At 35.5% G+C, this 12,719-nt stretch carries 10 protein-coding genes; 9 read left to right on the plus strand and 1 reads right to left on the minus strand.

The features are described 5' to 3' along the window. Nucleotides 1-64: 64 nt before the first annotated feature. The 3 genes from IQ237_RS05795 to IQ237_RS05805 all read left to right on the plus strand — a co-directional run bounded on the left by IQ237_RS05795 (nt 65) and on the right by IQ237_RS05805 (nt 3,700). Nucleotides 65-2,782, plus strand: coding sequence for a CBS domain-containing protein (locus IQ237_RS05795; RefSeq protein ID WP_194053229.1), 2,718 nt, complete (start codon nt 65-67; stop codon nt 2,780-2,782). A gap of 457 nt (nt 2,783-3,239) precedes the next feature. Continuing rightward, nucleotides 3,240-3,464: a 2-oxoisovalerate dehydrogenase gene (locus IQ237_RS05800; RefSeq protein WP_194053231.1), complete on the plus strand. Its 225-nt coding sequence runs from the start codon at nt 3,240-3,242 to the stop codon at nt 3,462-3,464. Next, the gene (locus IQ237_RS05805; RefSeq protein WP_194053233.1) at nt 3,461-3,700 is read left to right on the plus strand and encodes a type II toxin-antitoxin system HicA family toxin; all 240 of its coding nucleotides are present in this window, start codon (nt 3,461-3,463) and stop codon (nt 3,698-3,700) included. Before IQ237_RS05800 ends, IQ237_RS05805 begins: the two co-directional genes overlap by 4 nt. A gap of 194 nt (nt 3,701-3,894) precedes the next feature. Here the strand turns inward: IQ237_RS05805 and IQ237_RS05810 are convergent, their stop codons facing one another. Then, a complete protein-coding gene (locus tag IQ237_RS05810) occupies nt 3,895-6,939 on the minus strand; it encodes a type ISP restriction/modification enzyme (protein ID WP_194053235.1) in 3,045 nt (1,014 codons plus the stop codon). 445 nt (nt 6,940-7,384) lie between these two features. Here IQ237_RS05810 and IQ237_RS05815 point away from each other — a divergent pair, with 445 nt between their 5' ends. The 6 genes from IQ237_RS05815 (at nt 7,385) to IQ237_RS05840 (ending at nt 12,613) form a co-directional block, all read left to right on the plus strand. Further along, nucleotides 7,385-7,708, plus strand: a complete 324-nt coding sequence (locus IQ237_RS05815; protein ID WP_194053237.1) for a DUF6825 family protein — start codon at nt 7,385-7,387, stop codon at nt 7,706-7,708. 201 nt (nt 7,709-7,909) lie between these two features. Beyond that, a complete protein-coding gene (locus tag IQ237_RS05820; RefSeq protein WP_194053314.1) occupies nt 7,910-9,595 on the plus strand; it encodes an AarF/ABC1/UbiB kinase family protein in 1,686 nt (561 codons plus the stop codon). 18 nt (nt 9,596-9,613) lie between these two features. Then, nucleotides 9,614-10,348 carry a Stp1/IreP family PP2C-type Ser/Thr phosphatase gene (locus IQ237_RS05825; RefSeq protein ID WP_194053239.1) on the plus strand — a complete coding sequence of 245 codons (735 nt, stop codon included), beginning with the start codon at nt 9,614-9,616 and terminating at the stop codon, nt 10,346-10,348. Between the two features lie 734 nt (nt 10,349-11,082). Continuing rightward, nucleotides 11,083-11,280 carry an NblA/ycf18 family protein gene (locus IQ237_RS05830; protein WP_096568971.1) on the plus strand — a complete coding sequence of 66 codons (198 nt, stop codon included), beginning with the start codon at nt 11,083-11,085 and terminating at the stop codon, nt 11,278-11,280. Between the two features lie 791 nt (nt 11,281-12,071). Continuing rightward, nucleotides 12,072-12,338 (plus strand): CopG family ribbon-helix-helix protein, encoded by a 267-nt coding sequence (locus IQ237_RS05835; RefSeq protein WP_194053241.1) that lies wholly within the window; start codon nt 12,072-12,074, stop codon nt 12,336-12,338. Continuing rightward, complete coding sequence (locus IQ237_RS05840; protein ID WP_190647819.1) at nt 12,335-12,613, plus strand: type II toxin-antitoxin system RelE/ParE family toxin; 279 nt, start codon at nt 12,335-12,337, stop codon at nt 12,611-12,613. Before IQ237_RS05835 ends, IQ237_RS05840 begins: the two co-directional genes overlap by 4 nt. The last annotated feature ends 106 nt before the right edge of the window (nt 12,614-12,719 follow it).

Below are 12,719 nucleotides of genomic sequence, written 5' to 3' on the forward strand. Positions count from 1 at the left end.
GCTTCCCCACCTCCCCTGCTCTCTTCACTGTCACCTGTCACCTGTCACCTGTCACCTACTCCCTATGGATATAATTCTTTGTCACACAACTGCTGATTTTGATGCTTTAGGGGCGGCTGTGGGGTTAACTTGCCTCAAGCCGGGTAGTAAGATTGTCTTGACTGGGGGAGCGCATCCACCGGTGCGGGATTTTTTGGCTTTGTATCGAGATGAATATTCCCTGATTGAAAGGCGTTCTGTCAATCCTGAAAAAATCCGTTCTTTGATGGTTGTGGATACTCAACAGCGCGATCGCCTGGGTAAAGCTGCTGCATGGTTCGATTTACCCAATGTCCAAGAAATAGTAGTTTATGACCATCATCTCGGACAAGATAGCGATATTCCCACGACAAAATTATATGTTGATAAAGTGGGCGCTACCACGACTTTAATGGTGGAAGAATTACAAAAACGGCATATTTCTATTAATGCTGCTCAAGCAACAGTGATGGCGTTAGGTATTCATGTTGATACTGGTTCTTTAACATATAACCAATCTACATCTAGAGATGCTTTTGCTTTGGCTTGGTTGATGCAGCAAGGGGCAAGTTTATCTGTAATTTCAACTTATCGTGAGCCGGGTTTATCGCCTCAGTTGCAACAATTATTATCTGAATCTCTGGAAAATTTAGAATATGTTTGTTTGCGGGGATATACCATTGGTTGGGTTATTCTAAAAACTGATAATTTTGTACCTGGTTTATCAGCTTTAGCATCAGAATTGGTAGAGTTAACAGAAATTGATGCCTTACTTTTAGCCAATGAATATCTTTTAGATGATGGAAAATTTAGATTAACAGTAATTGGTAGAACCCAAATTCCCCATACAAATCTTAATAGTTTATTCCAAGTTTTTGAAGGTGGTGGACATTCTCAAGCCGCATCTTTCAATATGAGAACTACTGACTCACAATCAATTTTACAACAACTATTAGCAGGATTAAAATCACAAATTCCCCATCCTCCCACAGCGAGATATTTAATGTCTTCACCTGTGCGAACTATTCGCCCAGAAACTACTATTGCTGAAGCCCAAAGAATTTTACTGCGTTACGGACATTCTGGTTTATCTGTTGTTAATAATCAAGATAAATTAGTGGGTATTATCTCTCGACGTGATTTAGATATTGCCTTACATCACGGCTTTAGTCATGCACCAGTTAAAGGTTACATGACCACTAATTTAAAGACTATTACACCAGATGCTACCCTACCACAAATTGAGTCTTTAATGGTGACTTATGACATTGGACGTTTACCAGTTCTAGAAAACGAAAATCTTGTTGGTATTGTCACTCGCACCGACGTTTTAAGGGAACTACATCAAGCTGATTTAACTGATAAAGAAATAGATCAAAAAAGCGAAACTAATATTACATTACCACAATTACAAGCTAAATTAAAACCCGAACTTTGGCAATTATTAAATATAGCATCTCAAGCAGCAGAAAAACGCGGTTGGCATCTTTATTTAGTAGGTGGTGCAGTCCGAGATTTACTATTAGCAGAAGCCCAAACAGGCACATTAATGATTAATGATATTGATTTAGTTGTTGATGGTTTTCATCAAGCAGCAGATGTAGGTGCTGGTGTAGAATTAGCAAAAGCATTGCAAGAAATTTATCAAGATGCTCGTTTAGAAATTCATGGAGCATTTCAAACTGCTGCTTTATTATGGCATAAACACCCAGAATTAGATTCATTATGGGTAGATATTGCCACTTCCAGAACAGAATTTTATCCTTATCCTGCTGCTAACCCAGAAGTAGAAGCTAGTTCTATTCGGCAAGATTTATATAGAAGAGATTTTACCATTAATGCAATGGCATTAAGGTTAACATCTCCTCGCAGTGGTGAATTATTAGATTTTTTTGGTGGTTTATTAGATTTACAAGCCAAGGAAATCAGAGTTTTACACGCTAACAGTTTTATAGAAGATCCGACTCGTATTTATCGCGGAGTGCGCTTTGCAGTACGGTTTGGATTTGCAATTGAACAGCGAACAAAAGAGTATATTAACTATGCCATAAATAGCGGAGTTTATGATAAAACAACTCAAGAAAATGTCAAAACTCCCGCTTTACAAACTCGGTTAAAAACCGAATTAAAAAATATTTTAGAAGCTTCCTATTGGCAGTCTGCTTTACTGTTATTGGATAATTTGGGGGCTTTACAATGTATCCATCCTAGTCTAAAATTAGATATTGATATTTTACAAGAATTACGTTTATTAGAAAAATTAATTATCATCTATTTGCGAAGCTGTGAAAAACAACAAATATTACATCCTTTTTCACATCCTTGGCAAATGCGTTTAGAGTTATTAATTGCCCATTTAGAACCGCAATATCGAGCAAAGGTAGCGAAAAATCTGCAATTAGCTGATGATAGTATTAATAGATTAAAGAAATTATCAGAAATGCAAACAGAGGTAATTCAATTATTACCAAGTTGTGAATTACCGAGTCAAATTGTCCACGTATTAAAAAAATATGATGCACCAACTTTGATGTTAGTTGCTTTGAAAAGTCCCCGCAAAGTTAGACGTAAAATCTGGTATTATTTAACTAATTTGGCAAATGTCCAACCTTTGTTAAATGGCAATGATTTAAAAAAATTGGGTTATAAACCCAGTCCAATTTTTAAGCAAATATTGGATAATTTATTGACTGCTACTCTTGATGGTACAATTAAGGATGAATCTGAAGCGCGGGAATTTTTAGCTAAACATTATCCTCGTTAATTTTAGTTAATTTTCATCTTGTCAGAATCAGGATGTCCAGGATTTTAAGATTTACAGGATGTTGATTTTAAAATTTTTAATTTGAATTAGTAATTTATATTTAGAAAAATGCTGTTATCTAATTCTGAAAAATACTACCTTAAACACCAACCAAAAATTAATCAATTACCATCATGTAAATCCTTTAATCCTGGTTATCCTGATTCTGACAATTTCTATTTTTTTATCTCACGCTCCAGACGCAGAGAAAACAGAGAAAATGCAAAAATTATCTGCGTTTATCTGCGTTTAATTTTTGATATTTCATCCTGTACATCCTTTAATCCTGGATATCCTGATTCAGACAATTTCTATTTTTTTATCTCACGCTCCAGACGTAGATAGAAAAAGAGATAAAATATCAATAATATGATATTATAATTATAACCTAAAATTTCATGATTGAAAATTACACATCATGCCAGAAAATAACATTAAAGAAATTATTTTTCTAGTGGAAGAAGATGATGAAGGAGGTTATATTGCTAAAGCAATTAATCAATCAATTTTTACTCAAGCTGACAGTCTTCCAGAACTACGAGAATTAATTAAAGATGCTGTTCATTGTCATTATCCTGATATACAAAATCGTCCCCAATTAATTCGTTTACATATTGTTCGAGATGAGGTAATTGCTTCATGAAATTACCTAGAGATTTATCAGGGTCAGAACTTGCTCAAGCTTTGCGTAAACTAGGATATATGATTGATCATCAAACAGGTAGTCATATTCGCTTAACTACTCAAGAAAATGGTGAACATCATATTACTATCCCTAATCATAGTCCTATTAAAGTTGGAACTCTGAGCGCAATTTTACGAGATGTGGAAAATCATTTTAATTTGACTCGTGAGGAATGTATAAATCTATTATTTTAAAACTGAAGAAATAGAGATCAATTACATCCTGTACATCCTTTAATCCTGGATATCCTGATTCAGACAATTTCTTTTTTTTATCGAACCACTCCAGACACAGAGAACACAGAGAAAATACAAAAATCATCCGCGTTTATCTGCGTTCATCTGCGTTTGATTTTTGATATTTCATCCTGTACATCCTTTAATCCTGGTTATCCTGATTCTGACATTTCTTTAATTATTTTCATTGTCTCTACACTCACTGTACACACTCTCATCAACAGTTCTATTACCTGTTCTTTATAATCTGCAAACCGATAGGTATTAAACTTTTCCGCAATGGTGGGATCTTTGGGTTTCTTTTCTTTATATTGATCTAATATCCATTCTAATGCACTCCGATTTCCTAGCATATATTCCCAAGCTATATCAGGAACTCCTGTTAATGTGGTAATATCATCTAAGATGATTACACCTTTATTTTTATCTGCTTTTAGTTTAACTTTGATGGTTTTTTGGTTGTCTTTTAAGGGAATATCCACACGGGTTAATTGATAAGGTGTGACTGTTTCATAATTGATATGTAATTCCATGAGTTGTTTTCCCCAGTTTACCCATTTTTGGAAGTTGTCGTAATAGGGTAAGCGGGGAAATTCTCGTTTTAAATTGAGTTCGTATTTTTTGCGGTATTCTGGGTTATGTAATACTGCATAAGTATAATAAAAGATGTCTATTTTGGTGATTGTTTCATCTTGATAATGGGTTTGAAATTGATTTATTCCCCAGTCGGTTATGTTATCAATATGGTTTCCATTTTCGTCATAAGTATATAATGCAAAACAACTAGATCCTCTTGCACAAAAATTCAAATCACATAAAGTATTAATAGCTAAAAGAAGAATATCAGTCTGTTCATTATTCGCAAAACAAATAACATAATTACTAGAACTCTTTTTAGGGAAAAATAAATGCTGTGAACCTTTTATATCAATGGGAATATAACTAAAATAGATATATCTCTTTACGAAAGGTCTATAATGTGATTCTCTTAAATCTTGTCTATTAAAAACATCTGTTTTTTCTTTTCTTAATTTATCTCTTTTAATTCTTGAACTCCATTTAATTAGATTTCTTTCACCAAGAAACTTATCTACAATAGGATTATCTTCTTGCTTTATATCTTGATACTTGTTATCTTTTTTATATTGAATCCATCTTTGAACTTCATGATTATATTCATCAATAAAGAATATACTTTTATTTTCTAAATTTTCTAAATCAATATCATAGACCCATTCATCTCTATTAGTAGCAACTCCATTAGAAAATACCTCAAAAATAGATTTATTTTTTTTATCACCTATAGAAATTAGATCATCAAAATCATTATCAGTTAAATTAACCCAGTTATTTTGATGATCAGGTTTAATATGTTCAAAAGCGAAATAGTCAAATTTAGTTTTTGCTAAAAAATCGAGTTTTTCTTGTGCTGAATTAAAATTTTCAGTATTACAATACATAATTAGACAAGGTAGCTTATTTTTGGATTTTATTTTAATCATAAAAGTAATAGCAACACCAGTAATAATATTAAAAACATTACCTGTTGTATCACCTTCTCTGATATCTCCTCCTAAGTCTATTATATAAATATAATCAAATTCATTGACTACACTTTTTCTAAAACCATCAAAACCTTTTGCGTTAATGAAAGATGAATTAGTAATAAAAGCAATAATTCCATTATCTCCTAATCTATCAGTACCCCAACGAATAAAACGAGAATACATATCATAAACTTTAGTTTTTTGTGCTGTACTTTCCTTAACATAAGTAGCCTTAATTAACTTATCTATCTCTGAGTATATACGATTTTTATTATTATCATTTTCATTAGCTTGATTTGCATTATAAGGAGGATTCCCAATAATAACCGAAATAGTCCTATCATTTTGTCTTTTGATTCTAGCAGTATTCTCCACAGTCATAGCAAACAAATCCAATTGCTTACCCTCAAAAGACGTATTATCCAAAGTATCCACAAAACAAATATTTTTAAACTCCTCATAAACCCCCATTTTCTGTTTATAAGTATATTCAATATTCAAATTCGCTATATAATAAGGTAAAATTGCCACCTCATTACAATGAATCTCATGTTTATATTTATGCTGTAAACTATGGGGAGGTAAATAATCAATCAACTCAGTAATAAACGTACCCGTACCCGTCGCAGGATCTAAAATTTCTACATCTTTATCTCCTAACAACTTACCAAAATGCTTATGTACTAAAAAATCCGTACTTTCTATCATAAACCTGACAATTTCATTCGGAGTATACACAATACCCAACCTATCCGCAGCTTTAGGATTATATGCTTTATAAAAATTCTCGTATAATGCTTTGAGAAACTTCTGTTTTTCTTGATGGTTGACAATATTAGCAGCAGTTCTTTTAATTACCGCATAATATCTTTCAATACTTCCCAACGTATTCCGCTTTAAACTTCCAGTAAAAAAGGTATAAATTACCCCTTGTAATTCCCGCGCAACATTATTTTCTTGATGAAACTGCGACTCACTGAAAATATTAATAAAAATATCCTCAGTCAAAATATGTTGAATCATCATTTCCCGAATATCTAACAATGTAATTTCCGGGTTAATAGACTTTTTACAAAGTTCCCAAAATTTGTTTCTAGCAGTTTCAAATAAAGTATTATTTCCCTCTTGACAATCAATCAATTTTCTGAGAGAATCTAATATAATGGGAATATCTTGTTTAAATATTTCTATCGCTTCTCGAAAGTCCCGGACTTCAGGGCGGACAAAATCTATAAAGTTATTAATAATACCATCTAGCGCGTCTGTATCTTGCATAGAAACGCGCTGAGTTTCTGTACCTGCTTGAATTAAAACCGCAGTTTGGCAATCTTCAAATAAAATATTACTATCAGGATAACCCTTATTTAATTTCTTCTCAATTTCCTGATCTAAATTATCATATTGATCCTTACTTTCCCAATAACCCCAATCTAACCGCAAAGCATCTTTAATTGTTCCGTCGGGATAAACGACTTTACCATTTGGTAGTTTAAAATCTAATTCAGGAATTAGTAAAAAATCACGGGGTTTACAATATTCATTTAACAGGTTTTGAAAAGCAACGCGAATAGATGTTTCTTTGCGAGAACCACCAAACTGGATGATTTTTTGGACTTCGGTTTGATATTGAGTGACTAAGAGTCTTGACATATTACACCTTAACAATCAACTAAAAATTAATCAATTACTATCCTGTAAATCCTTAAATCCAGGAAATTCTGAATCTAAAAATCATCTGCGTTTATCTGCGTTTATCTGCGTTTAATTTTTAATATTTAATCATGTAAATCATCTAATCCTGGACATCTTGCATTCTGATAAATCCTGATTGTGACAATTTAATTATTATACTTAATTTAAATTGAACTAATAAATATTTAATATTAAATTAAATATATTGCAATAAATATTTACGTATGTATTCATAATTATTTAGATATTAAAATTATTGAATAATTCCAGTATTTGAGGGATTACCAGCTAAAATTATACAAATTCATTAGCAGCCCAATACTGATAAACTTCTGAATGATAGTCAACACCTGATGCTGAATGCAAGTTATAATTTTCTTGCGGAGCAACTTTACAAAAATTTATGAGTAATCCCCTTGTGCAAGCCTTTTTTGTAGGCAGAGCAGTAGCAGAAGTAATTAATGAGCGTGTAGAAGTCGCCTTGACCGATGCTTTGAGCGAACTGGGTAAATTTGATGCTGAAGCCAGAGAACAGTTACGCCAGTTTACAGAGGAAGTCATAGCACGAGCTAATCGGGCTGCCGAAGCCTCAGAAACTGGAACAACCACAGGTAGCGGTGCATCTGGTGTAGGTTCAACAGACTTACAAGCAGAAATTGACGAATTGCGGGCAGAAATCGCCTTATTACGCACTGAATTACAAAAATATCGCAGTGCGTCAAAATAGATAAAGGGAACAGGGAACGGGGAACAGGGAACAGGGAATAGGGAATAGGGAATAGGGAATAGGGAAAAATAACATTTATTACCCATTACCCGTTACCCATTACCCATCACCCATCACCCATCACCCATTACCCATTACCCATTACGAAGAGTGTCTGTTATTAGTGGAGATTCCGTGAATACCCAACGGTACGAAAAAAATATGGAACAAGGTTATTCAGGTAAGGCTTACCGTTGGAATCGGGAAACATACTCTAGCAAACGCCGCTTTGTGGATATTTGGTCTTTTGTTTTGACTTTAATGTTCAAAATTTGGCGGTATAATAAAGCTTGGAGTTATCCTGGGGGTGTAACGGAAGCTGAACAAGCTGCTAGACGTAAAGCCCAAGCTATCTGGATTAGAGAGACATTTTTAAATTTGGGACCGACTTTTATTAAAGTTGGTCAGCTGTTCTCTACCCGTGCTGATATCTTTCCTAGTGAATACGTGGAAGAGTTATCTAAGTTACAGGATAGAGTACCAGCTTTTAGCTATGAACAAGTAGAGGCAATTATTGAGCAGGAGTTAGGTAAAAAAATTCCTGAACTATTCCACAGTTTTGAACCAGTTCCCCTGGCTGCTGCTAGTTTGGGACAAGTTCACAAAGCTGTGTTACATTCTGGAGAATCGGTAGTTGTCAAGGTGCAACGTCCGGGACTCAAAAAGCTGTTTGAAATAGATTTACAAATTCTCAAAGGTATTGCCCGCTACTTCCAAAATCATCCTAAATGGGGACGGGGACGAGATTGGATGGGTATTTATGAAGAATGTTGTCGCATTCTCTGGGAGGAAATTGATTACCTAAATGAAGGGCGCAATGCTGATACTTTTCGCCGCAATTTCCGCGCTTATAACTGGGTGAAAGTACCCAGGGTTTATTGGCGTTATGCTACTTCTAGGGTCATTACTTTGGAATATGTCCCCGGAATTAAAGTGAGTCAATATGACGCTTTAGAAGCTGCGGGTGTGGATCGGAAAGCGATCGCTCGTTATGGCGCTCAAGCATATTTACACCAATTACTCAATAACGGTTTCTTCCACGCTGATCCCCACCCTGGTAATTTGGCAGTTAGTGCCGATGGTGCTTTGATTTTCTACGACTTCGGGATGATGGGAACAATTAAATCCAATGTCCGCGAAGGACTAATGGAAACTTTGTTTGGGATCGCTCAAAAAGATGGCGATCGCGTGGTACAGTCTCTGATTGATTTGGGTGCGATCGCACCAATAGACGACATGGGTCCGGTGCGGCGTTCTGTCCAGTATATGCTGGATAACTTCATGGATAAACCTTTTGAAGCTCAATCAGTGGCCGCCATCAGCGAAGACCTCTATGAAATAGCTTACAATCAACCATTTAGATTTCCAGCAACTTTTACCTTTGTCATGCGGGCTTTTTCTACCCTAGAAGGGGTGGGAAAGGGTTTAGACCCAGAATTTAATTTTATGGAAGTTGCCCAGCCTTATGCAATGGAACTTATGACTAATAGTAGTGGTTCAGAGGGGAATAGTTTCTTGAATGAATTAAGTCGTCAAGCAGTACAAGTCAGTAGCACTGCTTTAGGTCTACCACGTCGATTAGAAGATACACTGGATAAACTAGAACGGGGTGATCTTCGTCTGCGGGTTCGTTCCCTAGAAACAGAACGTCTATTAAGGCGACAAACTAGTATTCAAATGGGAATGAGTTATGCTTTGATCATCAGTGGATTTACAATTTCTGCTACGATTCTTTTGGTGAATCATTATGTATGGTTAGCAGCAGTAGCAGGTTTAATTGCTGCCGGAGTTTCACTTGTACTTCTCCGCCTAATTTCACGCCTTGACCGTTATGATCAGAAGTATTAATTATTGCTGCACAAATTTATGAAACTTAACTTCGCGGGTTTGACCGATCCGGGACTTATTCGTTCTAATAATCAAGATGCTTACTATATAGACCCGGAAGGACGGTTTTTTATAGTTGCTGACGGTATGGGCGGTCATGCAGGAGGAGAACAGGCAAGTCACATTGCTGCCCAAGAAATTCGGGCGTATTTAGAAGCAAATTGGCAATCTTCTCAATCTACGTCAGCATTATTAGAAAAAGCTTTGCTGGCAGCTAATAAAGGAATTTTACAGGATCAGCAAAGTCATCCTGAACGTGCTGATATGGGAACTACTGTTGTTGTAGTAGTTTTCCGTGACTCAGAACCACCTTTTTGCGCTCATGTGGGAGATTCAAGATTATACCGTTATCGCGAATCCCAATTAGAGCAAATCACAGAGGATCATACTTGGATCGCTAGAGCTATCAAACTTGGTGATATCTCCGCCGAAGAAGCCCGGGTACACCCCTATCGTCATGTGTTATCACGCTGTTTAGGTCGTGAAGATGTGCATCAGGTTGATATACAAACATTAGATATCAAGGTTGGCGATCGCTTACTTTTATGTAGTGATGGACTCACGGAAGAACTCGTCGCTCCCCAAATTAAAACTTGCCTTGACAATTTTCCTGTACTTGATAAAGCTGCTTTTTCTTTGGTTGAAGCAGCAAAAGAGGAAGGTGGACACGACAACATTACTGTTGTCCTTGTAGTTGTTGAGGAAAATTCATAATAGGGAATAGGGAATAGGGAATTAGGGGTTGCTGAATAACTATGAAAACTTTACAGGTAAAGGGTTTTACCGATTTGGGCTTTCAAAAAGTGCAAGCTTTTATGAGGTGGCAACTGAAAAACTTTGCACTTAATTCCTAATTATCTATTCTTCCCATATCCCCATCTTCCAATGCCCAAAAACCAACAAAGTAAATATACTCAGCATTTTGTTCAATTTGAGCATTTTTTATGTTAGCAAATTGCTAAAAATATCTTTAAGTCTTTCAATTCACCTGATGAGGCTAAATTTACATTAGACATCTCCGAAAAAGATGTAGGGACAATTCATGAATTTTCCCTACCAAGGGTTTCAGGTTATGCTTATGTAATTTTCGGAGATATCTATATATTTAGAAAATTGAAATTTTGAAATTCTCGCCCTTGTTAGTCCCAACTGCAAGGATCAACAATCAAGCTCAAATAAATCTACTGTAAAAATCCTTGATTGGTCCATAAGTCTACTTACATAAAACCTGCTTTCAGGAATCATGGGCTTAAAACATTAGATTTAAACGCAAGATTTAGAAACAGAAAAACTAAACGCAAGGTACTGGGCAATTTGTCAAACAATTGTTATCTTTCTTAATACAGAGGAAAAACAAATGCTGAAAACAAATATCAGCCCAAGTCTCACGCCCTTGGCTTTTCTGTCACCAATATCACTGTTAAGCGTTGTTTTTTGAGGTTTTAACTATGAATCAACCAATAGAGCTTTCCTTGGAACAGCAATTTAGCATTTGTTCATTTGCTACACAGGTCAAGAACATGAGCCATGAACAAGCACAAGAGTTTTTGGTTAAACTCTATGAACAAATGGTTGTCAGGGAAGCAACTTATAAAGAGCTTCTCAAGCATCAGTGGGGATTAGATTCAGGTTCCACTATGGCATAGAGTAGGTTTGCTTTTGTCGCAGTGGGCGACCTCCTTCTGCTATATAAAACCTAGACAAAGCTAGACTTTACTTTCTACTTCAACGGGAGCATGGGAGCGGTTATCCCTCTGTAGACTTTCACGGTGTAGCCCAACGCTATTGTGTTCCAATTAAGTTTCTGAAAAAGACTACCACCATCATTGCTTGGTTTTCGCGTCGGCAATAGTCTCAATTCAATACTTGATATCACCGTATTATATATCAAGTAGTTGATTTTTTCCGGAAAATATATTGATTTTTGTCAATATAAGTATAGTTTTGTCTATGAAATTGTCAACTTAGGACAAGCTCTTGATCTCACAGGATCTGACACAAGTAAATTCAGTAATCATATTTCAGTCTAATAATGCCCAGACCAATTTTGTAGAAGAGGCTATTGTATATAGCTGAAACTAATTTAGTGGAATACAAAAATTACCCAAAAAGCTCATATCTCAAAGAATAGAGCCGTTTGTTGTTTGCTTCCTCCTGCTGCCAAGGATGTCGGCATTTTTTTCTTACTTCGAGAGTGCAGTTAATTAAATTCAGCTTTCCATTTTATATAACTATAATTTGCGTTAATCAAGAAATTTTATTTACAAAACTTTACTTATTATCCAGATACCAGATATATCAAAGGATGAACCAGTATCAATAAGGAAGAAAGAGTCTAAAGAATGAATTATTTATTACTTCTCTGTTGAAAGTTGATGAATAATGAATTATATTCAAAATAATGCAATATAATATTGTGCATTATTGAGGTAATTTCATGAGTACCACGAGTTTTCGGCTTGATGATGACTTGCAAGAGAAACTTGAGATCACTGCTAACCGTACTAAGCGTTCTAAAGGTTGGATAATAAATGATGCTCTCCGTAGGTATATTGAGCAGGAAGAACTTAAACAAAGGATATTGGAAGAAACTCAAGACGCTTTAGCTGATATTGAAGCCAGTCGTGTAGTATCAGGAGAAGAGGTGATGAAATGGTTGGAGACTTGGGGAACTGCGGCTGAAACTAAGCCTCCTTTGCTATGAAATTAGAGTTTTCGGAAAGTGCAGTTCAAGATTTGATTCGGTTACGTGAGTTTATCGCGGTTCATAATCCCAAAGCGGCAGAACGCATATCTCTGCGGCTGCGACAAGCGATCGCAAAACTTGTACTGCATCCCGATATAGGGCGTTCTATACCGGAACTTGAAAATGTCCGTGAACTTGTAGCTGGTGATTATGTTGTGCGATATTTACGTCTTGAGGATGGGATTTTTGTATTAAGAATATGGCACGGTAAGGAGTTTCGTGATTTTGGGTAATTTTAAATGGCAATCAAAAAATAAATCCAAAATTAACCCAAAAATTGGCAGACTTTTTTCATGTAGAAGCAAGTATATTTTCTCAATACCTTAGCCAAAAAAAGAG

The sequence above is a fragment of the Sphaerospermopsis sp. LEGE 08334 genome, assembly GCF_015207205.1.
Classification (GTDB): domain Bacteria; phylum Cyanobacteriota; class Cyanobacteriia; order Cyanobacteriales; family Nostocaceae; genus Sphaerospermopsis.

Bases quoted from the DNA above. Each gene is read 5' to 3' on its own strand.
- IQ237_RS05815 (WP_194053237.1), top strand. From the start codon at position 7,385: ATGAGTAATCCCCTTGTGCAAGCCTTTTTTGTAGGCAGAGCAGTAGCA.
- IQ237_RS05835 (WP_194053241.1), top strand. From the start codon at position 12,072: ATGAGTACCACGAGTTTTCGGCTTGATGATGACTTGCAAGAGAAACTT.
- IQ237_RS05820 (WP_194053314.1), top strand. From the start codon at position 7,910: ATGGAACAAGGTTATTCAGGTAAGGCTTACCGTTGGAATCGGGAAACA.
- IQ237_RS05805 (WP_194053233.1), top strand. From the start codon at position 3,461: ATGAAATTACCTAGAGATTTATCAGGGTCAGAACTTGCTCAAGCTTTG.
- IQ237_RS05810 (WP_194053235.1), bottom strand. From the start codon at position 6,939: ATGTCAAGACTCTTAGTCACTCAATATCAAACCGAAGTCCAAAAAATC.
- IQ237_RS05840 (WP_190647819.1), top strand. From the start codon at position 12,335: ATGAAATTAGAGTTTTCGGAAAGTGCAGTTCAAGATTTGATTCGGTTA.
- IQ237_RS05830 (WP_096568971.1), top strand. From the start codon at position 11,083: ATGAATCAACCAATAGAGCTTTCCTTGGAACAGCAATTTAGCATTTGT.
- IQ237_RS05795 (WP_194053229.1), top strand. From the start codon at position 65: ATGGATATAATTCTTTGTCACACAACTGCTGATTTTGATGCTTTAGGG.
- IQ237_RS05800 (WP_194053231.1), top strand. From the start codon at position 3,240: ATGCCAGAAAATAACATTAAAGAAATTATTTTTCTAGTGGAAGAAGAT.
- IQ237_RS05825 (WP_194053239.1), top strand. From the start codon at position 9,614: ATGAAACTTAACTTCGCGGGTTTGACCGATCCGGGACTTATTCGTTCT.